Below are 25,013 nucleotides of genomic sequence, written 5' to 3'. Positions count from 1 at the left end.
CGATCTGTCAGTAGGCGTCCGGGTTGACACCGTGCTGGCGCAGGGCCTCGTCGGGGTCGACGGGGTCACCGCCGCCGGGACGGACCTCGAGGTGGACGTGTGGGCCGGTGACGTTGCCGGTCGCGCCGACGTAGCCGATGACCTCGCCCTCCTCGACGGTGTCGCCGACGGAGACGGCGTACTCGCTCTGGTGGCAGTACCACAGCTCGGTGCCGTCGGGCAGGGTGACGACGGTCTTGTTGCCGTACGAGCCGTCGTAGCCGGTCGAGGTCACGGTGCCGCGGGCGACGGCGTGGATGGGCGTGCCGTACGGCGCGGCGAAGTCGAGCCCGGTGTGGATCGTCGCCCACAGGCCGCTGACGTCGCCGAACCGGCCGGTGAGGTGGTAGACGCCGGGGGCGATCGGCAGGCCCCACTGGTTGCTGTTGAGGTACTTGTCCTGGCTCTCGGCCTGCTGGTCGAGGCCGGCCAGCGCCTTGGCGCGCTTGTCGGCGGTGGACTGGGCCGCCGCGGCGCGGTTGGCGCTCCGGCTGACGGGCTCCTGGTCACGCCCGCCGCCGACCCCGGCCGTCTCGGACGTGCCGGTGAGGGCGCTGGCGGTGGCGACACGGCTCTCGGCGACCGGCGTGCTGTCGGGCTGCGCGGTCAGCATCGCACCGCCGACCGCGGCGGCCAGCGCGGCGGCGCCCACGGCGACCGGGAGCGACGGCAGGCCCTTGCGGAGCGTACGACGGCCGGAGGCGCGGCGGCGACCGCCGCCGTTGCCGACGGCGGGCAGGGTGGTCGTCGTCTCGAACGAGAGATCGGTGGTGAGGGTCGCGGCGACGCTCAGCCGGGGCTGACCGAGGGAGGTCTCGTCGCTGAAGAGCGGCTTGGGCAGCCCGGCCGCGTCCGACGGCTCCGGCGGCCGCCTCGGCCCGGGTACGGCGAGGGGCGCGGGGGCCTGATCGGCCGCCTTCCGCGCGGCGGGGGACTGCACCGTCGGCGTCTGGCCGGCGAGCCCCGTCGGCTCGGGGGCACGGTCGGCCTCCGACGTCCGCGGCCGGTGCAGCGGCCGGGAGAGCTCGGGCGGCAGCGGGAGCGGGGCGCGAAGGCGCGGCCGCGGTGCGGTGTCCTGCAGCTCCGCCTCGACGAGGGCGCGGAGCTCACCGGTGCTGATCCGGGGGTCCTCGGTCCGCTCGTGGGCCTCGCGCTCGGCCTCCACACGGGTCCGGGCGGAGAAGAAGTCGGAGAGCTCGGACTCGCGCAGCACCACGCGGTTCGGGCGGTGGCGGGCGACCGGCTCCTCGGCGGGCTGCTCCGCACGCTGCTCGGTCCGTGGCTGGGACGGCTCGTCGACCGGAAGGGCGCGCCGCTTCCCGACGTACGGCTTCGCGGGCGGACGCTCGTCAGCGGGACGGTCTGCGGGGAGCGCGCGGCGCTTGCCGACGTAGCCTCCCGAGGGAGGGGTCACCGAGTCCGGAATGTCGGGTCCGACATCGGCTCGGTGGTTACCCATGTGTTCATTGCTCCGCTGCTCGGGGTTCAGACGGCGAGGCATGACTGTAACGGACGCTCCGAGGGCGTCAAGAATCATCCACAGCGCGTTTCAGTGCCGCACGGCCGTGATGACGCTCGGATCCGAACGTCGGTGACTCATTTCCGCCAGTTCCGCTGGCGGGGATGCGACAGCTGACCAAGCGCCGACGCGCGAGGAGGGGGTCTGTATGGCCTGCGTCACAGGGGTGCACCCTGGACTCGTCCTGCGCCGCGGGCGAGGTCTAGTGTGCCTTGCGGACAACTTCTGACACGTGGCTGCGCCCCCCACGTCGCGCGCCCGTACCGCAATACACGGAACCAGGTGGATCAGTGGATCTCATGGAGTACCAGGCGAAGGAGCTCTTCGCCAAGCACGGCGTCCCGGTGACGCTCGGCAAGGTCGTCGACACCCCCGACGCGGCCAGGGCCGCGGCGGAGGAGATCGGCGGCGTGGTGGTCGTCAAGGCCCAGGTCAAGGCCGGTGGCCGCGGCAAGGCCGGCGGTGTGAAGCTCGCGAAGACCCCGGACGAGGCGTTCTCGTACGCGAGCGACATCCTCAAGCTGACGATCAAGGACCTGCCCGTGCGCAAGCTCCTCATCGTCCCGGCCGCCACCATCGAGGACGAGTACTACTTCTCGTTCCTGCTCGACCGCTCCAACCGGCAGTACCTCACGATCGCCTCCGTCGCCGGCGGCATGGAGATCGAGGAGGTCGCCCACACGAACCCCGACGCCGTCAAGCAGATCGGCATCGACCCGGGTGCGGGCGTCGACGAGGCCAAGGCCCGCGAGATCGTCGAGGCGACCGGCTTCCCGGCCGAGGTCGCCGAGCAGGCCGTCGACTTCGTCCAGAAGCTGTGGACCGTCTTCGTCGAGGAGGACGCGACCCTCGTCGAGGTCAACCCCCTCGCGAAGCTGTCCGACGGCAGGCTCGAGGCGCTCGACGGCAAGGTCACCCTCGACGACAACGCGGTCGAGGTGCGCCACCCCGAGGACGAGCAGTACGTCGACACCGACTCCACCGACCCGCTGGAGGCCAAGGCCAAGGAGAAGGGCCTCAACTACGTCAAGCTCGACGGCCAGGTCGGCATCATCGGCAACGGCGCGGGCCTCGTGATGAGCACCCTCGACGTCGTCGCGTACGCCGGCGAGGCGCACGGCAACGTCAAGCCGGCCAACTTCCTCGACATCGGCGGCGGCGCCAACGCGCAGGTCATGGCCGACGGCCTCGACGTGATCCTCAACGACGACCAGGTGAAGTCGGTCTTCGTCAACGTCTTCGGCGGCATCACCGCCTGCGACGAGGTCGCCAAGGGCATCGTCGGCGCGCTCGGCATCCTCGGCGACGAGGCGAGCAAGCCGCTCGTCGTACGCCTCGACGGCAACAACGTCGACCTGGGTCGCCAGATCCTGCGCGACGCCAACCACCCCCTCGTCACGATCGTCGAGACCATGGACGGCGGCGCCGACAAGGCCGCCGAGCTGGCCAACGCCTGAGTCGCTGAAGGAAGAGCAATGTCGATCTACCTCAACAAGGACAGCAAGATCATCGTCCAGGGCATCACCGGCGGCATGGGTGCCAAGCACACCGCCCTGATGCTCGACTCGGGCGCCAACATCGTGGGCGGCGTCAACGCCCGCAAGGCCGGGACCACGGTCACCCACAAGGACCACGAGGGCAACGACGTCACCCTCCCGGTCTACGGCACCGTCAAGGAGGCCATGGCCGAGACCGGCGCCGACGTGTCGGTCGTCTTCGTGCCGCCGGCGTTCACCAAGGACGCCTGCGTCGAGGCCATCGACGCGGGCATCGGCCTCCTCGTGGTCATCACCGAGGGCGTGCCCGTCCAGGACACCGCCGAGGTCTGGTCCTACCTGCAGGGCAAGTCCACCCGGATGATCGGCCCGAACTGCCCCGGCATCATCACCCCGGGCGAGTCGCTGGCCGGCATCACGCCGCACACCATCACCGGCAAGGGCCCGATCGGCCTGGTGTCGAAGTCCGGGACGCTGACCTACCAGATGATGTACGAGCTGAAGGACTTCGGCTTCTCCACCGCCATCGGCATCGGCGGCGACCCGATCATCGGCACCACCCACATCGACGCCCTCGAGGCCTTCGAGAACGACCCGGAGACCAAGGCGATCGTGATGATCGGCGAGATCGGCGGCGACGCCGAGGAGCGCGCCGCGGCCTACATCAAGGAGCACGTGAGCAAGCCGGTCGTCGGGTACGTCGCCGGCTTCACCGCCCCGGAGGGCAAGACGATGGGTCACGCGGGCGCGATCGTGTCTGGCTCGTCCGGCACCGCGGCCGCGAAGAAGGAGGCCCTCGAGGCCGTCGGCGTCAAGGTCGGCAAGACGCCCTCCGAGACCGCCGAGCTCATGCGAGAGATCCTGCAGAGCCTCTGACCCCACGTGGTCGCCGCAGCAACGTCATACGCCCCGCGCCGGCAACGGTCGCGGGGCGTATGACGTCTCGGGCTTCCCCCGCGAAGCCCGTCAGCCGAAGCAGTCTTGGTCTTTCGCGACCAGCGAGATCTCGGTGACCGTGCCGTCGCTCTCGACCCCGAACTCCAGAGAGCGGTCGGGGTACCTCGCGTCCTCGTGGATCCAGTAGCCGCTGTCGTTCTCCTTCAGGTCCGGATAGGCCTTGCGTACGTCGGCGAGCGTGCTGCCGAGCTGGATGCCCGCCTCGGTCGCCATCCGCGGGACGGCGGAGATCGCCACGACGCCGTGCTTGGGCGAGATGTAGCCCTCGGGGTCGCCTCCGGGACTGCGGACGAGCTGGAAGGTGCCGCAGGAGGTGCCCTCGGGTGCGTAGACCGCCACCAGTGTCTTGGAGCCGGTCGTCTGCGCCACGGTCTCGTGCAGCCTGAGGTCGCCGTACCCCTGCATCGTGAGGCGGCGGCCGGTCGGCGGGAGCATCCGGCTGCCCTCGACGCCGCACCCGCGCTTGCTGAAGACGCACATCGCCGGCGCGACCTTCCGGGTCGCGACCGTGGCGTCGCCGCCGTCGGCGGGCAGGGTCCGGAGGACGTACTCGCCGGCGTCGGAGACCGCGAAGATCGCGTTGCCGACCTTCGTGAACTGGTAGATCGCCCCGTCCGGCCGGCCATCGGCGGAGGCCATGCCGACGGTGATGCTGTCGTAGCCGGTGTCCGGGTGCAGGACCTTCCAGGTGTAGCCGCTGGCCGACGTGCAGTCGCCGACGCTGTCCTGCAGGTTGCCCCAGGTGCGGGCGGCGGTCTTCTCGTCGACGTAGACCCGCAGGTCCCTGCCCTGGCTGCCCCACGGCCCCGAGACGGTGACGGCGAGCCGGTCGGACGGCGTGGCGGCATCGTTGGGCCACAGCCGGTCGGCGCACTCGTCGGACGTCGTGACGCCGGCCGTCTTCCTCGAGGGACCCTTCTTCACCCCGCCCTTCTGGTCGATCCCGGCATCGATCGGGAAGCCGGGCTGGATCTTGGTCACGGGCGCCCGGCCGGGACCGACCGGCGGTGCCGAGCCGTCGGTCTTCCCGTGCAGGACGAGGGTGGTCGGTACGACGACGAGGACGATCGCCGCCACGGCGGCGGCCGCGGTGAGCGCGCGGGCGCGCCGGCGGCGCTGGTCGCCGCGACGGCGTACATCGGCGGCGGGTGGGGGCGTCACGGGGATCTCCCGGAGCTTGTGGAGGTCGAGCTGCTCAGGCATGGCTGGTTCCCTCCTCGAGTCCGTTCCCGTCCTGCAGGAGGGCGGCGAGGGCGGTGCGACCGCGGCTGAGCCGGGCCTTGACGGTGCCGGTGGGGGTCCCGAGCTGTTGGGCGACGGCGTCGACGGACATGTCGGCGAGGTGGTGCAGGACGATCGCCTCGCGCTGGGCGTCGGGGAGCTTCGCCAGCGCATCGACGAGCGCGACGTGGTCCTCGGTGACGCCGGGCGTCGTCACCGCGGCCCCGACTGCGCGGTCAGGTGGCCGTCTGCCGCGGACGACGCGGCGCCAGCGGGAGACGGCCAGCCGGTACGCCGTCGTACGCAGCCAGGCCTCGGGGTGGCCGACGCGGTCCATCTTCCGGCGGTGCTGCCAGGCCCGGGCGAACGCCTCCTGCACGCACTCCTCGGCCTCGTCGCGGTCGCCGATCATCGCGTAGAGCTGCACCGTCAGCCGGGCGTACGACGCGTGGTAGAGCTCGTCGAACTGCTGCTCGTCCATCCTCACCCCCTGGCTGCCGGTCTCTCGGGTGCAGAGACGCCCGGGTGGGGTGCCCGGTTGCATCGCCTCCGGAAGTCGTGGAGCGGCGAGCCTAGAGGTGGGCGAGCCGGTCGGCGGCCCGGTCGGCGAGGGCGACGAACGCCGCCGGGTCCATGTCGACCGTCCCCGACGGCACGAAGCCCAGCTGGGCGACGGCGCTGCCCTGGCGCGCGACGGCCATGAGGTAGGTGACCGTGTCGGTCTTCGTGGTCTCGACGACGACCCGCCAGACGTCGATCTGGCGCTCGCCCCGGCTCTCCGAGCGGAGCGGGGTGACGTGGCTGCCGAGCTCGCGGTCGCCGCAGGTCGCCAGCCGGTGGCGGATGTCGGCGACGAACGACGCGGCGGCCTTCGCCTTGCCGAGATCGCCGACGGTCTCGGTCAGGCCGAAGGCGGGCGCGAGGTTCTTGGCCGTCGGGATCACGAACGTGCGGGTGAGGTCGCCGCTGACGCCCTTGGCGTGGAAGTCGGCGTTGTCGCAGCGGGTCGCGGCCAGGTTGCTCTTCGCGGCGACGGGGACCGTGCCGGCCCACGGCTTGGCGACCCCGCGGACGGGCGGGAGGTCGACCTCGCCGAGGAGGCCGGGGTACTTGCCGACGGCGATCGGCGGGACGTCCTTCGTCCGCGGCTCGTCCTCGGTGCAGTCGCCGTGACCCGGGAGGGTGCAGGCGTGCTGGACCGCCGCGCCGAGGAGCTCGGTGGTGCGCGGCATGGCCGCCTTGGTCGTCCCGGGCAGGGTCGTGGCCACCGAGGTCGTGATCGACCCCGTGCGGGCGACGCCGATCACGACCGCCCGGACCGGGTCGTCCCAGTCGCGGAGCCCCACGAGCGTCGCCTCGTCGCCGATCCCGCGCACGTCGCGGGTGTACATCAGCTGGACCCGGGGGTCGACGCAGCCGGCGTACCACTGCAGGGCGCGGGCGTACGCCGCCTTGGCGGCCGTCGCCGAGGCCGATGCCTCGGCCGACTGGCCGGCGGTGACGTGCTTGCCCTTGCCGGTGAACGTGCGGACGAGCGCTGCCTTGGCGTGCGGGTCGGCGTACCTGCCCTGCTGGCAGGGGAGCACCAGCCCGGTGCCGCGCTTGTTGTCGGAGGTGATCTCGGTGCTCCAGCGGCCGCCGAGGTCGGCGCCGACGTCGTCGCCGCTGAGCAGGTCGGCCGCCGAGAGCGGGTAGCTGGAGTCGAGGCTCGCCGTCGCCGCCGACGACGACCCCTCGTCGTGGAGCGAGAGCGCCTCGAGCCGCGGCCGCGCGTCGGCCTGGTTGGCGACGAAGTAGCCGGAGCCGACGAGGGTGGCGACGGCGACCAGCGCCCCCGCGAGGGTGTGGGTACGCCGTCGCGCCGAGCCGGCCCGGGTGAGGATCGAGCCGCGTGGCCAGCGCTGGCGGGCGACGACCTCGGCCAGCGGCTCGAAAGTGGCCATCAGGTCCTCGAGGGGTACGCCGAGCGTGGCGGCGTACGTCGTCAGCGCCGCCTGCAGCTCCCGCTCCGCCCGCGGCTGGGTGATGCCGATCTCGCGCGCCAGCTGGTCGAGCGGGAGGTCGCCGAGCGTCGCGAGCAGCAGTGCCTTGCGCTGGTTGAGCGGCAGCTTGTGGAGCGCGGCCAGGGTCGCCTTCGCCTCGGCCGGGACCGACTTGTCGCGGTGGAGGTGCGGGACGGAGTGCCGGCGCTGGGCGCGTGACCACGCCAGCGGGCGCACCCAATCCTCGCGGGCGCTGGTGGCCGGGTCGAGCCGGCGTACCTTCCGCCAGTGGTGCCACGCGATCACCAGCGCGTCCCGGACCGCCTTCTGGGCCGCCGAGAGATCGCCGGTGAGCGCCCAGGTCTGGAGCAGCAGACGGCCGCGGACGTCCTTGTAGAACGTCTCGAAGGCGCGGTGCTCGCTCAGCTGGGTCCCCATGACAGCCGGTCAGACTACGTGATGGGTGGGCGTCACGAAGAGTCGCCGGCGAACGGCGTGCCTCCTCGTCGGGGACGGGTAGCCGGGCGAGGATGGGCCGCGATGGCCTCCTTGCTGCAGTCTCCGTCCGGCTCCACGCGCCGGTCCGCCGACGAGGTCGCCGCCGACCTCCGGCACCGGCGGCCGCTCGTCGCGGTGGCGCTGCTCGGCGGCGCCGGGGCGGCGCTCGGCACCCTCGTCGTCTGCCTCGCTGTCGGTGTCGTCGGGTGGTTCCTGAGCGACGCGGGCGCCCACGGGACGCCGTCCGACGCGCTCCGGGTCGGGGCGCTCGGCTGGCTGATGGCCCACGGGTCCGGGCTGATGGTCTCGGGCGCGGCGGTCACCGCCGTACCCCTCGGCCTCACCCTCGCCTGTGCCTGGTCGGTCTGGCGGGTCGCGCTCCGGGTCGGCGACTCGGTCTCCGGTCACGGACCGGACCTCGACGCGCTCGCCGACGGCGAGCGGGACCTCACCGTGCCGGTGGCGGCCGGCCTCTTCACTCTTGCGTACGCCGTCGTGGCGGTCGTCGTCGTGACGCTGGCCGGGTCGGCGGCGACTGCGCCGAGCACCGCCGGGGTGGTGACCTGGTCGGTCGCGCTCTGCCTGCTCGTCGGCGGGACGGCGATCTCGGTCGGCTCGGGCCGGGCGGCGACCTGGGTCGGACTGCTGCCGCCGGTCGTGCGGGCCACCGCCGCGACCGTCCGCACGATGCTGGTCGGCTGGCTCTGGCTGAGCGCGGCCGTGCTCCTCGTCGCGCTGGTCGTGGACTTCAGCACCGCCGTCAACGTCATGTCACAGCTCCACCTCGGTGCCGGCAGCGCCACCCTCTACGCCTTCCTCAGCCTGCTGGTGCTGCCCAACGCGACGGTCTTCTCCTCGTCGTACCTCCTCGGCCCCGGCTTCACCGTCGGCGTCGGCACGGTCGTCAGCCCGACCGCGGTCTCGCTCGGTCCGCTGCCGATGTTCCCGCTGCTCGCGGCGCTGCCCGACAACGGCCCGCACCCGGTGTGGACGCCGTACCTCGTCGCGCTCGCCCCGATCGTCGCAGTGCTCGCCGTCGTACGCGTCCAGCGCCGACGGCCGACGCTCCGCTGGGACCACGGCGCCCTGCGCGGCGGGTGCGCGGGCGTCGTCACCGGCCTGCTCGTCGGCGTCCTCGCCGGTCTCGCCGGCGGAGCCGTCGGCCCCGGCCGGATGACCGAGGTGGGCCCGTACGCCGGCGCGGTGCTCGTCCACGCGATCGCGTGGTTCGGCGTGGCCGGCGTGCTCGCGGGCGTCGGGATGACGTGGTGGCAGCGGCGGCACCCACCGGCGCACTCCTAGACTCCCGGTGTGCCGAAGCCACTCCGCCTCGTCGTCCTCGTCTCCGGGACGGGCTCCAATCTGCAGGCCCTGCTCGACGCCTGCGCCGACCCGTCGTACGGCGCGGAGGTGGTGGCCGTCGGCGCCGACCGTGACGGGATCCTCGCACTGGAGCGGGCGCACGCGGCCGGGCTGCCGACGTACGTCCTGCGGGTGAAGGACTACGAGACCCGCGAGGCCTGGGACGCTGCCTTCACCGCGGCGACCGCGGCGTACGACCCCGACCTGGTGGTCTCCGCCGGCTTCATGAAGCTGGCGGGGGAGACGTTCCTCGATCGCTTCGGCGGGCGCTATCTCAACACCCATCCCGCCCTGCTGCCGAGCTTCCCCGGCATGCACGGCCCGCGGGACGCGCTCGAGCACGGGGTGAAGGTCACCGGGGCGACCCTCTTCGTCGTCGACGCCGGCGTCGACACCGGCGCGATCGTCGCGCAGACCGTCGTACCCGTCGAGGACGACGACACCGCCGAGACGCTCCACGAGCGGATCAAGACGGCCGAGCGGGCGATGCTCGTCGACTCCATCCGCCGGATCGCAGCAGTTGGCTTCCGTCTGGAGGGACGACGAGTTCGGTTCGGGGCGGCGCCGCCGATAGAGTGAGGTCACACGACTGGCGCAGGTGGGGGACCACCGGGGAGTGTCTTCCAGAGATGGGAAGAGTGGCATCGACCGCCTGGGTGCCCCTCATCGACGAAGCGAATCGACCGATGAGGAGTGAGCGTGGCTGCTGACCAGAGCGTGCGCGTCCAGGCGGCGACCGGCGAGACGGCGCCCGACCAGATCGCCATCAAGCGGGCCCTGGTGTCCGTCTACGACAAGACCGGTCTCGAGGACCTGGTCACCGGCCTCCACGAGGCGGGCGTCGAGCTCGTCTCGACCGGCGGCTCGGCGAAGCTGATCGCCGACCTCGGCCTGCCGGTCACCAAGGTCGAGGACCTCACCGGCTTCCCCGAGTGCCTCGACGGCCGGGTCAAGACGCTCCACCCGCGCGTCCACGCCGGCATCCTCGCCGACCGCCGCCTCGAGTCCCACGTGCAGCAGCTGGAGGACCTCGGCGTCGAGCCGTTCGACCTGGTCGTCTCCAACCTCTACCCGTTCGCCCAGACCGTCGCCTCCGGTGCGGGGCCGGACGAGGTCATCGAGCAGATCGACATCGGCGGCCCGTCGATGGTCCGCGCCGCCGCCAAGAACCACCCGAGCGTCGCGATCGTCACCAGCCCCGAGCAGTACGCCGAGACCCTGGAGGCGGTGAGGGCCGGCGGCTTCAGCTACGACCAGCGCAAGCGGCTCGCCGCCGCGGCCTTCGTCCACACCGCGACGTACGACGTCGCCGTGGCCTCCTGGATGGGCAACGTCCTCACCGACACCTCCGAGGGGACCGGCTTCCCCGCCTGGGTCGGCGGGACCTGGGAGAAGGCCGCGGTGCTCCGCTACGGCGAGAACCCGCACCAGCCCGCGGCGCTCTACCGCAGCGGCTACGGGCCCGCGGGCCTGGCCGGCGCCGAGCAGCTGCACGGCAAGGAGATGTCCTACAACAACTACGTCGACACCGAGGCCGCACGCCGGGCCGCCTCCGACTTCGCCGAGCCGGCGGTCGCGATCATCAAGCACGCCAACCCGTGCGGCATCGCCGTCGCGTCGCGGGAGGGCGACATCGCCGAAGCCCACCGCAAGGCGCACGAGTGCGACCCGGTCTCCGCGTTCGGCGGGGTCATCGCGGCCAACCGGCCGGTCTCGGTCGAGATGGCCAAGCAGGTGGCCGAGGTGTTCACCGAGGTCATCGTCGCGCCGGCGTACGACGAGGGCGCCGTGGAGATCCTCTCGGCGAAGAAGAACATCCGCATCCTGGTCGCCCCCACCCTCGAGGGCTCCCACGTCGAGACCCGCCCGATCAGCGGCGGCCTCCTGATGCAGCAGGTCGACCACGTCGACGCCCCCGGCGACGACCCGGTGACCTGGACCCTCGCGACCGGTGAGGCCGCCGACGAGGACACCCTGAAGGACCTCGTCTTCGCCTGGCGTGCCTGCCGCGCGGTGAAGTCGAACGCCATCCTGCTCGCCCGCGGCGGCGCCTCCGTCGGCGTCGGCATGGGACAGGTCAACCGCGTCGACTCCTGCAAGCTGGCCGTCCAGCGGGCCAACACCCTGGCCGACGGCGAGGAGCGGGCACGCGGCGCCGTCGCCGCGTCGGACGCGTTCTTCCCGTTCGAGGACGGACCGCAGATCCTCATCGACGCCGGCGTCAAGGCGATCGTGCAGCCGGGCGGCTCGGTCCGCGACGAGCTGACCGTCAAGGCCTGCGAGAAGGCCGGCGTGACCATGTACTTCACCGGCACGCGTCACTTCTTCCACTGATCTTCCACCGAGGAGCCCACACGGATGACTGCACAGAAGCTGGACGGCACCGCCACCCTCAAGGCCATCAAGGCCGAGCTCGCCGAACGGATCGAGAAGCTCAGGGCCCAGGGCGTGACGCCCGGGCTCGGCACCGTGCTGGTCGGTGACGACCCGGGCTCGCACTGGTACGTCAACGCCAAGCACAAGGACTCCCTCGAGATCGGCATCGAGTCGATCCGGGTCGACCTGCCCGCGGGCTCGACGCAGGAGGAGGTCGAGGCGGCGATCGACGAGCTCAACGCCGACCCGGCCTGCACCGGCTTCCTGGTCCAGCAGCCGACCGGCCTCGACGAGTTCGCGCTGCTGTCCCGGGTCGACCCGGACAAGGACGTCGACGGCCTGCACCCCTACAACCTCGGCAAGCTCGTCCTCGGCGAGGACGGCCCGCTCCCGTGTACGCCGGTGGGCTGCATCGAGCTGCTCCGCCGCCACGGCGTGGAGATCAACGGGGCCGAGGTGGTCGTGGTCGGCCGCGGCCTGACCGTCGGCCGTCCGCTGGGGCTGCTGCTCACCCGGCGTACCGAGAACGCCACGGTCACGCTCTGCCACACCGGCACCCGCGACCTCGCCGCCCACACCCGGCAGGCCGACATCGTCATCGCCGCCGCCGGGGTCCCCGGGATCATCACCGCCGACATGGTCAAGCCCGGTGCCGCGCTGCTGGATGTCGGTGTCTCGCGTGTCGACGGCAAGATCGCCGGCGATCTCGCGGAGGATGTATGGGACGTGGCCGGGTGGGTCTCGCCCAACCCGGGCGGCGTGGGTCCCATGACGCGTGCCATGCTGCTCACCAACATCGTGCTGAGCGCTGAGAAGTCCGCCGGGAGGCTCTAGGTTGACGGTTGTGTCCTCACTCGCCGACGGCTCCGCCGACGACACACCCGACGGCGACCGCCGCCAGGGCGAGGTCGAGGAGACGGCAGAGTCGGCGGGATCGGCCGAGTTGGCGGAGGGCGTCCCCGCCGAGGCCCCCGAGGAGCACGTCCCCGTGCTCGCCGAGCCGGAGGTACGCCGACACCCCTCGACCATCGGCGGAGCGTTCTACCTCGTCATCCTGGCCGCGACGGTCCTCGGCCTGGTGATCGTCTCCACCGGCCGCTGGCGCACCGGCGTCCACTGGATGGCGGGGGCGATGGGTGCGGCGGCGGTCCTGCGTGCCGTCCTGCCGGCGCGCGACGCCGGCATGCTCGCCGTACGCAACAGGTGGTTCGACGCCGCCCTGCTCGGCGGCACCGGCATCGCGCTGTGGGTGCTCGCCACCAGCGTGCCCGAGGCCTGAGAGAAGACGTACGACGCCGGCCCGATCACTCGGGCCGGCCGTCGTCACGTGGTCGGTGGGCCGGGGGTCAGCCCTGGGGCGGCGGCTGCTGGCCCGGGTCCTCGATCGGCACCCACTGCTGCTTGGCGTAGTCCCAGCGCCAGCCGTCCTGCTCGTAGACCGGCAGCTCGCCCTCGGCGGCGGGCTGGCTCGGCTGCTGCCAGGACTGCCCGGAGACCTGCGTCTGCTCCGTGGGGTACTGCTCGGCGGCCGGCTGGGCCCACTCCTGCTGTCCCCACTCCTGCTGGGCCGGCTGGCCCTCCGCCGGGGCCTGCTGGCCCCAGCCCTCCTGCTGGTTCCACTGCTGCTGGAACTGGTCGGGGCCTCCCCAGACCGGAGCGGCGGCCCGCTGCCTGGCGACGAACTGCCAGCCGGAGCCCGGGACGGGCTCGTCGGTGCGGCCGAAGAGCGCGGGGTAGCCGACGCCCGCGGCGGCGGCGCCGAGCAGCGGCGCGATGATGAAGACCCAGAGGTCCTTGATCGCATCGCCCCCGGAGAAGAGCGCGGGGCCGATCGAGCGGGCCGGGTTCACCGACGTACCGGTCAGTGGGATGGCGACGAAGTGGATCGCGGCGAGGGTGAGCCCGATCGCCAGCGGGGCGAGGCCGGGGTGCTCGTTGCGGGTGTCGGTGACCGCCAGGATCACGAAGACGAAGACGGCGGTCAGGATGATCTCGATGATCAGCGCGGCCCACCAGTGGATCCCGTCGTCGCCGCCGAAGGTGTTGGCGCCGAGCCCGGTGTCGGTCGACTTGAAGCCGCTGAAGCCGTGGTAGGTGATCCACAGGACCAGTGCCCCGACGATGGCGCCCACGATCTGGGCGGCGGCGTAGTAGCCGGCCTCCATCCACGAGATGCGTCCGCTGACCGCCGCTCCGGCCGAGACGGCCGGGTTGAAGTGGCCACCCGAGATCCGGCCGAAGGAGTAGACGGTGACCACGATCGCGAGCCCGAAGGCCAGGCCGGTCGTGCCGTTGAAGGCGGGGTCGCCCGCCTGCAGGCCGCCCGCCATCGCGGCGCCGCAGCCGAAGACCACCAGGATGAACGTGCCGATCGTCTCGGCCGCGAGCTTCTGGGCCAACGTGGGAGCCGCCGCCGGCGTCGGCGGCAGCGCGGTGGTTTCCCCGATCGTTTCCTCGGTCATGTCCCGTGAACTGCCCTTCAGTGTGTGGGTCTCGCCCCGTCGAACGGCGGAAGACCATCCGAACAACATGGACGTACGTCTCAACTACCTTCGGTCTCGCTGGTCACACTAGCCCTTCCGGACCCCCTGTCCGTGGTGCGAAGGTGGGCGGGGGTCGAGGTGTCGGAGACGTCAGGTATCTTGACGTCAAGGAACTTCTCGTCCCTGCGACGCCGCGAGCGTCACCGAAGGTCACTGCAGCCGCATGTCAGGAGTCGCCACACCCATGGCCAAGATCATCTACACGCACACGGACGAGGCGCCGCTGCTGGCGACGTACTCGTTCCTGCCGATCATCTCCGCGTACGCCGCGAAGGCCGGTGTGGAGGTGGAGACCCGCGACATCTCTCTGGCCGGACGCATCCTCGCCCAGTTCCCCGACGAGCTGGGCGACAAGGCGGTCCCGGACGCGTTGGCCGAGCTCGGCCAGCTGGCGAAGACGCCCGAGGCCAACATCATCAAGCTGCCCAACATCTCCGCCTCGATCCCGCAGCTCAAGGCCGCGATCAAGGAGCTGCAGGCGCTCGGCTACCCGCTGCCCGACTACCCGGAGAGCCCGTCGACCCCGGAGGAGAAGGAGACCCGGGCGAAGTACGACAAGGTGAAGGGCTCCGCGGTCAACCCGGTGCTGCGTGAGGGGAACTCCGACCGCCGCGCGCCGGCGTCGGTCAAGAACTACGCCAAGAGCCACCCGCACACCAACAAGCCCTTCGGCGAGGGCTCCAAGACCGCCGTCGCCACGATGGGTGGGCACGACTTCAAGTCCAACGAGAAGTCGGTGACCCTGCCCGCGGACGACACGCTACGGATCGTCCTGGAGACGACCTCGGGGGAGGAGATCGTCCTCAAGGACTCGCTCCCGGTCCTCGCCGGCGAGGTGGTGGACGCGACCGTCATGCAGGCCGCCTACCTCAAGTCGTTCCTCGTCAACGCGCTGGCCAAGGCCGACGCCGAGGGCGTGCTGTTCTCGGTCCACCTCAAGGCGACGATGATGAAGGTCTCCGACCCGATCATCTTCGGCCACGTGGTGAAGGCCTACTTCGCCGACGTCTTCGATCGGTTCGGCGCCGACCTCGCCGCGGCCGGGCTGTCCGCCAACGACGGCCTCGGTGCGATCCTCGCCGGCCTCGACTCGGTGGAGAACGGCGCCCAGATCAAGGCCGCCATCGACGCGCGCCTCGAGAGCGGCCCGCGGCTGTCCTACGTCAACTCCGACAAGGGCATCACCAACCTGCACGTGCCCTCCGACGTCATCGTCGACGCCTCGATGCCGGCGCTGATCCGCAACGGCGGCAAGCTGTGGGGCGCCGACGGCGGCGAGGACGACACGCTGGCGGTCATCCCGGACAGCTCGTACGCCGGGGTCTACCAGACCGTCATCGACGACGTGAAGAAGAACGGCCCGCTCGACCCGGCCACGATCGGCAGCGTGCCCAACGTCGGTCTGATGGCGCAGGCGGCCGAGGAGTACGGCTCCCACGACAAGACCTTCGAGGTCCCCGCCGACGGCACCGTGCGGATCGTCAACAGCGCCGGCGACGTGCTGATCGAGCACGACGTCGAGACCGGCGACGTCTGGCGCGCCTGCCAGACCAAGGACATCCCGGTCCGGGACTGGGTCAAGCTCGCCGTGACCCGGGCCCGGGCCAGCGAGACGCCGGCGATCTTCTGGCTCGACGAGAGCCGGGCCCACGACGCCGAGCTGATCAAGAAGGTCAACGCCTACCTGCCCGAGCACGACACTGACGGCCTGGAGATCCGGATCCTCACGCCCGAGCTCGCGACGGCGTACTCCCTCGAGCGGATGCGCCAGGGCCTCGACACCATCTCGGTCACCGGCAACGTTCTGCGCGACTACAACACCGACCTCTTCCCGATCCTCGAGGTCGGCACCTCCGCCAAGATGCTCTCGGTGGTCCCGCTGATCGCGGGCGGTGGCCTCTTCGAGACCGGTGCAGGCGGCTCCGCGCCGAAGCACGTCCAGCAGCTGGTCAGCGAGAACTACCTGCGCTGGGACAGCCTCGGCGAGTTCTTCGCCCTGGTCCCGTCGCTGGAGAAGTACGCCGAGCAGGCGGACGCCCCGGCGGCGAAGGTGCTCGCCGCGGCGCTCGACCGCGCCACCGGCACCTTCCTGGAGAACGACCGCAGCCCGGGCCGCAGGCTCGGCACGATCGACAACCGCGGCTCGCACTTCTACCTCGCCCTCTACTGGGCCCAGGAGCTCGCCGCCCAGACCGAGGACGCCGAGCTGGCCGCGGCCTTCAAGCCGCTCGCCGACAAGCTCGCCGCCGACGAGCAGAAGATCGTCGAGGAGCTCCTCGCCGTCCAGGGCAGCCCGGCCGACATCGGCGGCTACTACCGCCCCGACGACGCCAAGGCCTCCGCCGTGATGCGGCCCTCCGCGACCCTCAACGAGGCGCTCGCGGCGCTCTGAGCCGGGTTGGACCGCGCCTCGGGTTTTCCCCGGCTGACCGGGGAAACCTGAGGTTGTGGGGTGTTCTGACACCCAACAAGGTCGGATTTCCCCGGTCAACCGGGGATTCCTGCGACGACACCCCACCCCGGCACCCACCGAAAAATGACAAGAGAACAGCAGATGAGCCCGCGTAGCGTCGTCCCACGATGAGCGCGACGACGACCCTGCCGGCACCGCCGCACGAGCAGACCAAGCGCCCGGCTCAGGACCCCTCCAGACAGGTCGACTGGCGACGCCTGCGCCATCCGGTCGCCGTCGCGGCCCTGGTGGCCCTCGTGCTCACGGCACTGGGCCAGTCGCTCGGTACGGTGGTCGCCGGTCAGCTCGCCGAGCACCCCACCACCCGCCTGGTGTGGCTGCTGGCGGCGTGCGTCGTGGGCGGGGCGGTGTTCTACACGGCCGGGCTGGTCGCCTGGGCCGGCGTCGTCGACCGCGCCGAGGGCAGGCTGCGGGGCGACGTCCTCGAGGCGGCGCTCCACCAGCCGCTCGCCGACCTCACCGAGCAGGCGGTCGGTGAGATCCTCGACCGCGTCGACGACGACACCCACGAGGTCGGCACGCTGATGCGGCAGCAGGTGTGGCGCGTGCTCCTCACGGTCTTCGCGCTCCTGCCGATGTGGGTGGTCGCCGGAGTGACGTGGTGGCCGTCGTTCCTGCTCTTCCCCGTGGTCGGCGCGGTGATCGTCTGGGTGATCCGTCCGCTCCTGGTGGAGATCGCCCGGCGCAAGGTCATCGAGGAGATGGCGTGGACCGACCACGCCGCAGCCCTCGAGGAGGGCGTCGCCGGTCGCGACGACCTGCGCACCAGCCTCGGACAGTCGTTCGCGATCCGGCGGCTGGCGGAGCTGTCGGCGAGGGTCCACGAGAAGTTCTTCCGGGTCGTGCGGGTCGAGGCACGGCTCGCCGTACGGGCCGGGATGCTCCTCCACGGGCTGCTGATCGGAGTCGCCGTCGCGGGTGTCGCGCTGGTGAGCAGCGACCATCTCTCCGTGGCGAGGTTGGTCACGCTCTTCCTGGTCACCACCAGCTTCGTCGGTCAGATCAACAACCTGGCCCACCAGCTGCCCGACATCCAGGCCGGGCTCGGTGCCGTCATCCGGCTCCGGCAGATGCTGGGCGTCCCGGCGGAGCCGACCGGCGGCGACGCGGTCCCCGCCGGCGCGCTCGACCTGCGGATCCGCCGCCTCGACTTCTCGTATGCCGAGGGCACCTTCGGCCTGCGCGACATCGACCTGCGCGTCGACGCGGGCCACACGATCGCGCTCGTCGGCCGGACCGGGTCCGGGAAGTCCACGCTCGCCTCGCTGCTCTCGCGCGCGGTCGAGCCGCCGCCGGGCACGGTCTTCCTCGGCGGAGCCGACATCACCCGGCTCGACCTCCACGAGCTGCGCGCCCGCGTCGGGGTCGTCACGCAGCGCACCGAGATCCTCGCCGGCACCCTCGCGGAGAACATCGCGCTCTTCGCGGAGATCCCGCGGGACGAGATCGTCGCCGCCGTCACCGAGCTCGGGCTCACCGACTGGGTCCGGGGGCTGCCCCACGGCCTCGACACCCTCCTCGGTCCCGGGGGCACCACGCTCTCGGCGGGGGAGGAGCAGCTCGTCGCCTTCGCCCGGCTGCTGGTCCGACACGTCCAGGTCGTCGTGCTCGACGAGGCCACCGCACGCATGGACCCGGTCACGGAGGCCCGCGTCGTCGCGGCGTCCGACCGACTGCTCCGCGGGCGTACGGGCGTGCTGGTCGCTCACCGGCTGAGCACGATCGAGCGCGCCGAGATGGTCGCCGTACTCGACCACGGGCGGGTCATCCAGCAGGGCATGCGCGACGATCTCGCCCGCGCGGACGGGCCGTTCCGGCGGCTGCTGGAGGCGAGCGCCACCGAGGAGTTCGCCGAGCCCGCGGAGTCCGAGGACGAGGGCCGGCCGGGCGTGGGCGGCCGACGGCGTACGAGCGCTCCACCGGTCCACGCCGACATCGGCGACGGGCCGTCGCTGGCCCGTGGCACCTGGCACGCGCTCCTCATCCGCCCCTGGTGGGGCATGTGGTCGATCGTGCTGTTCCTCACCGGCAGCGTCTTCGCGCCGCTCGGCGCGGTGACCGGCTTCATCTGGGGGCGCATCGTCGAGCGGCTTGACGACGGCGGTACGCCGGCCGTCCTGACCGTCGTCCTCGCCGCGCTGCTGCTTTCGGCGCCCTTCCTCCTCGCCGACGCGTTCCGGCGCTATCCGCGCTGGTGGATCGAGGTCATGCTGCGGGTCCGGATGTCGGTGCTCGTGGGGCAGACCCGCACCCACCGGCTGCCGCGCACGCCACCGGGCGAGGTCGTCGCCCGCTCGATGGACGCCGACAGGTTCGCGAGGTACGCCGACCGCTGGGTCGACTTCATCAACGGCCTCCTCATCGCGCTCATGACGATGGCGTTCGGCGGCACCTGGCTCGCCGGGGGTGTGCTCCTGGCCGTGATGGTGAGCAGCGCGCTCGCCTCCTCGGTCGGGCGGCCGATCGCCGGCCGCTCGGCGGCTCGGTCGTCGGCCGCGCGGGCTCGGTTCGGCCGGGCGGTGGTGTCCGCGGTCGAGTCCGCCCGCACCGTCAAGCTCGCGGGCCGTACGCCGCAGGTGCACGCCCACGTCCGCCGCGTCGACACCGGCCGGATCGAGGCCGCCGTCTTCGAGCATCGCGTCCAGGCGGTGCTCGACGGCGTACCGATCGTCATGGTGCAGGTCGGCGTCGTCGCCGCCTGGGCGTTCTACCTGTGGGACGCCTGGGGTCTGGCGACGGCGATCCTGGTCGCCAACGCGGTCAACGGCTTCGACTGGTTCGGCCGGGTGGCCGGCGCCGTCGTGACCGAGGCGCCCGGCACCCGCGCCTGGCAGAAGGCGACCTGCCGCTTCGCCGGCGGCGTCGACCTGATGTCGCTCCCGCGGGGCGTCGACCTGGTGCAGGGCACGGCGCCGGAGGCCCCCGACCCGGCCCACGTGCCGCTCGAGCGCCTGTCCCTGTCCGGGCTGACGGCGGTGCACGACGACGGCACGCTGGGGGTCAGCGACGTCGACCTCGAGATCGAGCGCGGGGAGCTGGTGCTCCTGCTCGGTCAGGTGGGCTCGGGCAAGTCCAGCCTCCTCTCCGCGCTGGCGGGGCTGCTCGACCACACCGGCTCGATCAGGTGGAACGGGCGCGAGGTCGAGGACGCCCAGTCCTTCCTCCGGCCGCGCCAGGTCGCCCACGTCGCCCAGGTGCCGCGGGTGCTGTCGGGAACGTTCGCCGACAACGTCCGACTCGGCTTCCCGCGCGAGCTCGAGAGGTCGATCGCCGACGCCCGGCTCGGCGAGGACGTCGCCGAGGCCGGCGGGCCCGATGCCGTCGTCGGCCACCGCGGCGTACGCCTCTCCGGCGGCCAGGTCCAGCGGCTCGCGCTGGCCCGGGCGCTCGCGGCCGACACCGAGCTGCTGCTGGCCGACGACGTCTCGAGCGCCCTCGACGCGGCGACCGAGATCGAGCTGTGGGGCGCCCTGCGCGAGCGGCACACCACCGTCATCGGCGCCACCTCGAAGCGGGCGGCGCTAGCCCAGGCCGACCGCGTCGTCGTCCTCGTCGACGGCGGGGTCGCCGCTGTCGGGCCCTGGCGCGACCTGGCGGCGTCGTGGGGTCACCTCGCCGGTTGATCTCGCTAGGGTGCGGGGCATGAGCGACGCCGCGGCGCCCACCCTCATCCGCTCGGACTACGTCGTGCTCGGCGGCGGCCTGGTGGCCGTGGTGCTCGCGGGGCTGGCGCACTACCTCGACTGGGGGACGGTCGCGCCGTTCCTCGTGTCGGCGGTCGCGGTGACCCTGCTCGCGTCGCTGGTCGGCCGGTCGGTCGAGCAGCTCGGGGACCGGTTCGGGCCGGGCGCGACCGGGGTGCTGCAGTCGGCGCTGGGGAACCTGCCCGAGCTGTTCATCTCCCTCTTCGCGCTCAAGGCGGGGCTCGTCGAGGTGGTCAGGCACGCGCTGATCGGCTCGATCCTCGCCAACCTGCTGCTCGTCATGGGGATCGCGTTCACCGTCGGCGGACTGCGGCACGGCTCGCAGCGGCTGGACTCCCAGCGGGCCCGGACGATCTCGGTGCTCATGATCGTCGCGGTCGCGGCGCTCGTCGTACCGTCGCTGGCGTCCTACATCCACGCGCCCGCCGCCGACCACGAGAAGGCGCTCTCCGACATCGCCTCGGTCGTGCTGCTGCTGCTCTTCGCGCTGTCGCTGCCCGCCGCGCTCAAGCGGGGCAGCACCGGTCTGTCCGCCGAGATCGCGCACGAGGAGCCGCGCTGGCCCGTCGTGCTCGCCGTCGGGCTGCTCGCCGTGGCCGGGGTGCTCGCGGCGTTCGTCTCCGACTGGTTCGTCGACGCGCTCGAGCCGGCGATGGACTCGTTCGGGATCTCCGACGCCTTCGCCGGCCTGGTCATCGTCGCGATCGCCGGGAACGCGATCGAGAACGTCGTGGGCGTCCAGCTCGCGGCCCGCAACCAGTCCGACTACGCCTTCTCGCTGGTCATCAACTCACCGCTCCAGATCACCCTCGTGCTCGCCCCGGCGCTGGTGATCCTGTCGCAGGTCTTCGGCTTCGCCGCCCTCACCCTCGTCTTCTCGCCCCTGCTCGTGGCCGCCGTCGTGCTCGCCGTGCTCATCGCCGTCGTCATCACCGTCGATGGGGAGTCCAACTGGCTCGAGGGCGTCTCCCTGATCGCGGTGTACGTCGTCGTGGCGGCCTCGTTCTGGTGGGGCTGACCCGGGGTGACCGACGCCGCACCCGGGCCGGGCCGACAGACGGAATAGAGCTCGGGGCGCCATGGGTTGGAGACTGGCGTCGCCGTTGGATCGATCGAAAGGCCCCCGTGAGCCTCGCCGCGCCGCCCTCCGCCCGTCCCGCGACGCCGCGCGCCCGCCACTTCGCGCTGGCGGTGCTCGCGCTCGCGGTCGGCGGCTTCGCGATCGGCACGACCGAGTTCGTGACGATGGGCGTCCTGCCGCAGATCTCCGGCGGCGTGGACGTCAGCAAGTCGACGGCCGGCCACCTGATCAGCGCCTACGCGCTGGGCGTCGTCGTCGGCGTACCCCTGCTGTCGTTCTTCGTCACCGGCCTCCCGCGCAAGGGGCTGCTCATCGCGCTGATGGGCGTCTACGCGCTCTTCAACGCGCTGAGCGCCGCGGCGACCGGCTATCACCTGCTGTTGGTGGCGCGCTTCCTCGACGGCCTGCCGCACGGTGCGTACTTCGGCGTCGCCAGCCTCGTCGCCGCCGGCATGGCCGACCCGCGTCGGAAGGGGCGCGCCGTGGCGATGGTGATGCTCGGGCTCTCGGTCGCCAACGTCGTTGGCGTCCCCGCCGCGACCTGGCTGGGCCAGCACCTCGGCTGGCGGGCGCCGTACGCCGTCGCGGCCGGTCTCTCGCTGCTGACCGTGCTCCTCGTGCAGGTGTTCGTGCCGCACGTGCCGGGCGACCGCGCGGCCACCGGGCGCGGCGAGGCGAGGCGGTTCTTCACCAACCCCCAGGTCTGGCTGACGATGGCCGCCGGGGCGATCGGGTTCGGCGGGATGTTCGCCGTCTACTCCTACATCGCCTACCTCGTCACCGACACCGCCCACCTGCCGGAGTCGACGGTGCCGTGGTTCGTGCTCGCCTTCGGCCTCGGCATGGTCGTCGGGACCTGGCTGGCCGGTGAGCTGGCCCGGTGGTCGGTCTTCGGCTCACTGCTCGTCGGTGGCGTCGGGATGGCGCTGGCCCTGGTCGGCGTCTGGTTCGTCGCCCCGCACGGCTGGTGGCTGTGGCCGGCGAGCTTCCTGATGACCGGGCTCTCCTCGGTCCTCGTCCTCAACCTGCAGCTGCGGCTGATGGATGTCGCCGGCGACGCCGTCACCCTGGGTGCGGCGATGAACCACGCCGCGCTCAACATCGCCAACGCCCTCGGCGCCTTCCTCGGCGGCGCGGCCCTGGACGTCTGGGGTGAGCGCTCGACGCCCCTCGTCGGCGCCGTGCTCGCCGCGGCCGGCACGGTCGTCCTGCTGTGGAGCCGGGCGGCCCACCGACGCGCACCCGCCCTCGACTGACGGCCCGGACGTCATACAGACGGGGACCTCGGGCCGCGGCGGCCGGATGACGTCCTGCGACGGGTCAGGCTGCCCGGCCGGACTCGAGAGCCCGACGAAGAGCAGCGAGATCGACGTCGAGATCCCGAAGAACCTCATAGCCGTCGCCCTCCGCGCGGATGATGCCGAGCAGGAGGTCCTCGGCTCCGATGGACCGGTGCTTCAGCCGGACGGCCTCGCGCAGCGCCAGCTCGAGGGACTTCTTGGCGTCCTTCGTGAAGTGCTGCCGGGCCTTCCGGGTCCCCTTGTCGAGGGCGCCCGGTCCGAAGGCGGCCTCCACCCGCTCTCGTACGGCGGCCAGGTCGATGCCCAGTGACCGCAGCGCCTCCTCGTCCTCGGCGCCGAGGCGGTCGGGCCGGTGCCGCCCGGCCATCGCGGCCCGCACCCGGTCCGCGTCGACCCCCGCCGCGGCGAGCGCCCCGCCGGTCGCCGGGTCGGCCTCGCGGACCAGTGCCAGCAGCACGTGGTCGGTGCCGACCTGTCGGTGGCCGAGCTCGCCCGCGGCGGCGTACGCCTCCGTCACGGCGAGCCTGGCCTGCTTCGTGAACCGCTCGAACATCTACAGCTCCCTCGCGTACTTCTTGTGGACCGCCTGCCGGCTGACCTCCAGCGCCGCCGCGATCGCCTGCCACGACCAGCCCTGCCGGCGGGCGTTGGTCACCTGGAGCCGCTCCAGCGAGTCCGCCAGGCGGCGCAGCGCCAGTGCGGCGCGGAGGCCGGTCTCCGGGTCGGTCCCCGACGCGGCCGCGGCCAGGTCGTCCATCTCCGTCATGTCGTCAACCTAGGTTGACGACATGACGGATGTCAACCCAGGTTGACGTCCGTTGGCAGGAGGTCGTACCACGCGAGGTCGGCGAGCCCGGCCCGGGTCGTCGTGCCGAGCCGCTCCACGCCGAAGTGGCGGAACCCGGCACGCTCGAGCACGGCCTGTGACGCGGTGTTGTCGACCGCCGCCGCGGCCTTGACCTTGGGCAGCCCGAGCTCCTTGAAGGCGTACGACGTCACCAGCCGCACGGCCTCGGTCATCACGCCGCGGCCGCGCGCGTCCGGGTGCAGCCAGTAGCCGAGCTCCCCGTCACGGCCCGGCTCGAGGTCGAAGACGCTGATGCTGCCGAGCAGCCGGTCGTCGGCCGGGTCGGCGACCGCGAACCGCACCACGTCCGCCCTGGACCGCGCCTGCCGGATCCAGCCGCGCGCGTCCTCGGCGGCGTACGGCGACGGCATGGCGCCGAACCAGTGCTGCACCTCGGGGGAGGAGCAGGCCTCGACGATCCGCGGCACGTCGCTCGCCAGGAACGGCCGCAGCACGACCCGCTCGCCGACGATCCGCGGCTCGGTGGGCTCGGCGTACGGCCACTCGCTGCGGAGCAGGTCGTAGCCGAGCAGGTCGACCGCCTCGCCCGCGCCCGTGCGCGCGGCGCCGCGCTCGACGCCCGTACGCCGCAGGCCGAGCGACTCGAGGATCCGGCGGGAGCCCTCGTTGCCGGCCGAGTGAGAGGCGGTGATCCGGTCCAGCCCGAGCCCGTCGAAGCCGTGCCCGATCGCGAGCGCGGCCGCCCGCGTGGTGAGCCCGCGGCGTCGGCCCGCGGGGTGCGTCCAGTAGCCGATCTCCGCCTCCCGGCTGCCGTCGCCCAGGCGGATCCGGAACAGGCCGACGGTCCCGAGCAGCGGCCCGTCGACCGTCTCGGAGAAGGCCCAGCGCAGGCCCGTGGCGGTGGCGTACTCCTCCCGCGCGGTCTCCAGGTAGGCGTAGCCGTAGTCCGGGCCCGGGTCGCGGGGGAGGAAGGCCAGCCAGTGCTGCGTCTCCGGGTCCGCCGACCCCTCCACCAGCCGGGGAGCGTCCTCCTCGCGGAAGCCGCGCAGCACCACCCCGTCGCCCTCCAGGACCGGCACGTCCAGCCAGGTCGAACGGGGCTCGCGCGGGTCGTCGCGCCGCAGCGTGCCGACCCAGCCGTCCGTGAGCTCGCCGCGCTGGGGCAGCCAGCGGCGCAGGGTCCCGTCGAAGCTGAACCCGAGCTTCCACGCCAGCCTGCGCGACGCCCAGTTGCCGGCACTGGCCCACCAAACGACCGTCTCGAGACCCTTGGCCTCGAAGCCCCAGTCGAGCAGCCGGCGTACGGTGCGCTCCATCACCGACCGGCCCTCGACCCTGACCCCGCGCACGTCCGGGTGGGCGCCGTACGCCACCTCCGCGCGCCGGTCGCCCTCGTTGCGCAGCGAGATCGTCCCGACGTACCGGCCGGCGTACTCCACCGCGAAGGACCACTCCTCGTCCGACTCCCAGCCCTTCGGCTGCCGCTCGATGAACTCCACCTCGTCGGCGAGCGTCAGCCCCACCGGAACCGTCGTCCACCGGATCGATTCGGGGTCGACGACCTGCTCCCAGGCGCGGTGTACGTCGTCGGGGCGGTGCGGGCGGAGGGTCACGACGCCGTCGGTCAGGGTCGGGGCGAGCATGGCGTGAGCC

General features: G+C 72.3%; 19 protein-coding genes and 1 riboswitch. Of the genes, 11 read left to right on the top strand and 8 right to left on the bottom strand.

Annotation, left to right across the window (positions count from 1 at the left end; all coding sequences use genetic code 11):
* Positions 1 to 7: 7 nt before the first annotated feature.
* A complete protein-coding gene (locus tag ABLE53_RS17225; protein WP_348860305.1) occupies positions 8 to 1,453 on the bottom strand; it encodes a peptidoglycan DD-metalloendopeptidase family protein in 1,446 nt (481 codons plus the stop codon).
* A gap of 395 nt (positions 1,454 to 1,848) precedes the next feature.
* On the opposite strand from ABLE53_RS17225, the gene sucC reads away from it, so the two are divergent.
* Positions 1,849 to 3,015, top strand: coding sequence for an ADP-forming succinate--CoA ligase subunit beta (gene sucC / locus ABLE53_RS17220; protein WP_348860304.1), 1,167 nt, complete (start codon positions 1,849 to 1,851; stop codon positions 3,013 to 3,015).
* Positions 3,016 to 3,033: 18 nt separating this feature from the next.
* Complete coding sequence (sucD, locus tag ABLE53_RS17215; RefSeq protein WP_348860303.1) at positions 3,034 to 3,930, top strand: succinate--CoA ligase subunit alpha; 897 nt, start codon at positions 3,034 to 3,036, stop codon at positions 3,928 to 3,930.
* A gap of 90 nt (positions 3,931 to 4,020) precedes the next feature.
* Here sucD and ABLE53_RS17210 read toward each other — a convergent pair whose 3' ends face one another.
* The 3 genes from ABLE53_RS17210 to ABLE53_RS17200 all read right to left on the bottom strand — a co-directional run bounded on the left by ABLE53_RS17210 (position 4,021) and on the right by ABLE53_RS17200 (position 7,652).
* Positions 4,021 to 5,214, bottom strand: a complete 1,194-nt coding sequence (locus ABLE53_RS17210) for a hypothetical protein (protein ID WP_348860302.1) — start codon at positions 5,212 to 5,214, stop codon at positions 4,021 to 4,023.
* The gene (locus ABLE53_RS17205; protein ID WP_348860301.1) at positions 5,207 to 5,713 is read right to left on the bottom strand and encodes an RNA polymerase sigma factor; all 507 of its coding nucleotides are present in this window, start codon (positions 5,711 to 5,713) and stop codon (positions 5,207 to 5,209) included. Before ABLE53_RS17205 ends, ABLE53_RS17210 begins: the two co-directional genes overlap by 8 nt.
* A gap of 91 nt (positions 5,714 to 5,804) precedes the next feature.
* On the bottom strand, positions 5,805 to 7,652 hold the full coding sequence (locus ABLE53_RS17200) for an RNA polymerase sigma factor (protein WP_348860299.1): 1,848 nt from the start codon (positions 7,650 to 7,652) through the stop codon (positions 5,805 to 5,807).
* A 102-nt stretch (positions 7,653 to 7,754) separates the two neighbouring features.
* Between ABLE53_RS17200 and ABLE53_RS17195 the strand changes: the two genes are divergently transcribed.
* The 5 genes from ABLE53_RS17195 to ABLE53_RS17175 all read left to right on the top strand — a co-directional run bounded on the left by ABLE53_RS17195 (position 7,755) and on the right by ABLE53_RS17175 (position 12,729).
* A complete protein-coding gene (locus tag ABLE53_RS17195; protein ID WP_348860297.1) occupies positions 7,755 to 9,014 on the top strand; it encodes a cell division protein PerM in 1,260 nt (419 codons plus the stop codon).
* Between the two features lie 9 nt (positions 9,015 to 9,023).
* A complete protein-coding gene (gene purN, locus ABLE53_RS17190) occupies positions 9,024 to 9,653 on the top strand; it encodes a phosphoribosylglycinamide formyltransferase (protein WP_348860295.1) in 630 nt (209 codons plus the stop codon).
* Positions 9,650 to 9,739: riboswitch (ZMP/ZTP riboswitch) on the top strand. Its footprint overlaps the gene before it by 4 nt.
* 34 nt (positions 9,740 to 9,773) lie before the next feature.
* Positions 9,774 to 11,408, top strand: a complete 1,635-nt coding sequence (gene purH / locus ABLE53_RS17185) for a bifunctional phosphoribosylaminoimidazolecarboxamide formyltransferase/IMP cyclohydrolase (RefSeq protein WP_348860293.1) — start codon at positions 9,774 to 9,776, stop codon at positions 11,406 to 11,408.
* Between the two features lie 24 nt (positions 11,409 to 11,432).
* On the top strand, positions 11,433 to 12,284 hold the full coding sequence (locus ABLE53_RS17180) for a bifunctional methylenetetrahydrofolate dehydrogenase/methenyltetrahydrofolate cyclohydrolase (RefSeq protein WP_348860292.1): 852 nt from the start codon (positions 11,433 to 11,435) through the stop codon (positions 12,282 to 12,284).
* A 10-nt stretch (positions 12,285 to 12,294) separates the two neighbouring features.
* Positions 12,295 to 12,729: a DUF3017 domain-containing protein gene (locus ABLE53_RS17175; protein WP_348860291.1), complete on the top strand. Its 435-nt coding sequence runs from the start codon at positions 12,295 to 12,297 to the stop codon at positions 12,727 to 12,729.
* Positions 12,730 to 12,796: 67 nt separating this feature from the next.
* On the opposite strand, the gene ABLE53_RS17170 is transcribed toward ABLE53_RS17175, so the two are convergent.
* Positions 12,797 to 13,912: an MIP/aquaporin family protein gene (locus tag ABLE53_RS17170; RefSeq protein ID WP_348860289.1), complete on the bottom strand. Its 1,116-nt coding sequence runs from the start codon at positions 13,910 to 13,912 to the stop codon at positions 12,797 to 12,799.
* 265 nt (positions 13,913 to 14,177) lie between these two features.
* Between ABLE53_RS17170 and ABLE53_RS17165 the strand changes: the two genes are divergently transcribed.
* From ABLE53_RS17165 to ABLE53_RS17150, 4 genes are all read left to right on the top strand, one after another.
* The gene (locus ABLE53_RS17165) at positions 14,178 to 16,385 is read left to right on the top strand and encodes an NADP-dependent isocitrate dehydrogenase (protein ID WP_348860288.1); all 2,208 of its coding nucleotides are present in this window, start codon (positions 14,178 to 14,180) and stop codon (positions 16,383 to 16,385) included.
* 188 nt (positions 16,386 to 16,573) lie between these two features.
* On the top strand, positions 16,574 to 20,089 hold the full coding sequence (locus tag ABLE53_RS17160; RefSeq protein WP_348860287.1) for an ATP-binding cassette domain-containing protein: 3,516 nt from the start codon (positions 16,574 to 16,576) through the stop codon (positions 20,087 to 20,089).
* Between the two features lie 19 nt (positions 20,090 to 20,108).
* Entirely contained in the window at positions 20,109 to 21,188 is a 1,080-nt protein-coding gene (gene cax, locus ABLE53_RS17155; protein WP_348860286.1) for a calcium/proton exchanger, read from the top strand.
* Between the two features lie 107 nt (positions 21,189 to 21,295).
* Positions 21,296 to 22,507 (top strand): MFS transporter, encoded by a 1,212-nt coding sequence (locus ABLE53_RS17150; protein ID WP_348860285.1) that lies wholly within the window; start codon positions 21,296 to 21,298, stop codon positions 22,505 to 22,507.
* 64 nt (positions 22,508 to 22,571) lie between these two features.
* On the opposite strand, the gene ABLE53_RS17145 is transcribed toward ABLE53_RS17150, so the two are convergent.
* The 3 genes from ABLE53_RS17145 to ABLE53_RS17135 are packed head-to-tail and all read right to left on the bottom strand — an operon-like array spanning position 22,572 to position 25,003.
* Entirely contained in the window at positions 22,572 to 23,105 is a 534-nt protein-coding gene (locus tag ABLE53_RS17145; RefSeq protein WP_348860284.1) for a Clp protease N-terminal domain-containing protein, read from the bottom strand.
* Entirely contained in the window at positions 23,106 to 23,318 is a 213-nt protein-coding gene (locus ABLE53_RS17140) for a helix-turn-helix domain-containing protein (RefSeq protein ID WP_348860282.1), read from the bottom strand.
* Between the two features lie 32 nt (positions 23,319 to 23,350).
* On the bottom strand, positions 23,351 to 25,003 hold the full coding sequence (locus ABLE53_RS17135) for a GNAT family N-acetyltransferase (protein ID WP_348860280.1): 1,653 nt from the start codon (positions 25,001 to 25,003) through the stop codon (positions 23,351 to 23,353).
* Positions 25,004 to 25,013 lie beyond the last annotated feature (10 nt).

Origin of the sequence: Nocardioides asiaticus (genome assembly GCF_040049175.1) — a bacterium.
GTDB lineage: Bacteria > Actinomycetota > Actinomycetes > Propionibacteriales > Nocardioidaceae > Nocardioides > Nocardioides cheoyonin.
The sequence above is the reverse complement of the archived record's forward strand: the minus strand, read 5'-3'. Positions and strand labels throughout refer to the sequence as shown.

Bases quoted from the DNA above. Each gene is read 5' to 3' on its own strand.
- sucD (WP_348860303.1), top strand. From the start codon at position 3,034: ATGTCGATCTACCTCAACAAGGACAGCAAGATCATCGTCCAGGGCATC.
- ABLE53_RS17210 (WP_348860302.1), bottom strand. From the start codon at position 5,214: ATGCCTGAGCAGCTCGACCTCCACAAGCTCCGGGAGATCCCCGTGACG.
- ABLE53_RS17205 (WP_348860301.1), bottom strand. From the start codon at position 5,713: ATGGACGAGCAGCAGTTCGACGAGCTCTACCACGCGTCGTACGCCCGG.
- ABLE53_RS17200 (WP_348860299.1), bottom strand. From the start codon at position 7,652: ATGGGGACCCAGCTGAGCGAGCACCGCGCCTTCGAGACGTTCTACAAG.
- ABLE53_RS17195 (WP_348860297.1), top strand. From the start codon at position 7,755: ATGGCCTCCTTGCTGCAGTCTCCGTCCGGCTCCACGCGCCGGTCCGCC.
- ABLE53_RS17180 (WP_348860292.1), top strand. From the start codon at position 11,433: ATGACTGCACAGAAGCTGGACGGCACCGCCACCCTCAAGGCCATCAAG.
- ABLE53_RS17170 (WP_348860289.1), bottom strand. From the start codon at position 13,912: ATGACCGAGGAAACGATCGGGGAAACCACCGCGCTGCCGCCGACGCCG.
- ABLE53_RS17165 (WP_348860288.1), top strand. From the start codon at position 14,178: ATGGCCAAGATCATCTACACGCACACGGACGAGGCGCCGCTGCTGGCG.
- ABLE53_RS17160 (WP_348860287.1), top strand. From the start codon at position 16,574: ATGAGCGCGACGACGACCCTGCCGGCACCGCCGCACGAGCAGACCAAG.
- cax (WP_348860286.1), top strand. From the start codon at position 20,109: ATGAGCGACGCCGCGGCGCCCACCCTCATCCGCTCGGACTACGTCGTG.
- ABLE53_RS17145 (WP_348860284.1), bottom strand. From the start codon at position 23,105: ATGTTCGAGCGGTTCACGAAGCAGGCCAGGCTCGCCGTGACGGAGGCG.
- ABLE53_RS17140 (WP_348860282.1), bottom strand. From the start codon at position 23,318: ATGACGGAGATGGACGACCTGGCCGCGGCCGCGTCGGGGACCGACCCG.
- ABLE53_RS17135 (WP_348860280.1), bottom strand. From the start codon at position 25,003: ATGCTCGCCCCGACCCTGACCGACGGCGTCGTGACCCTCCGCCCGCAC.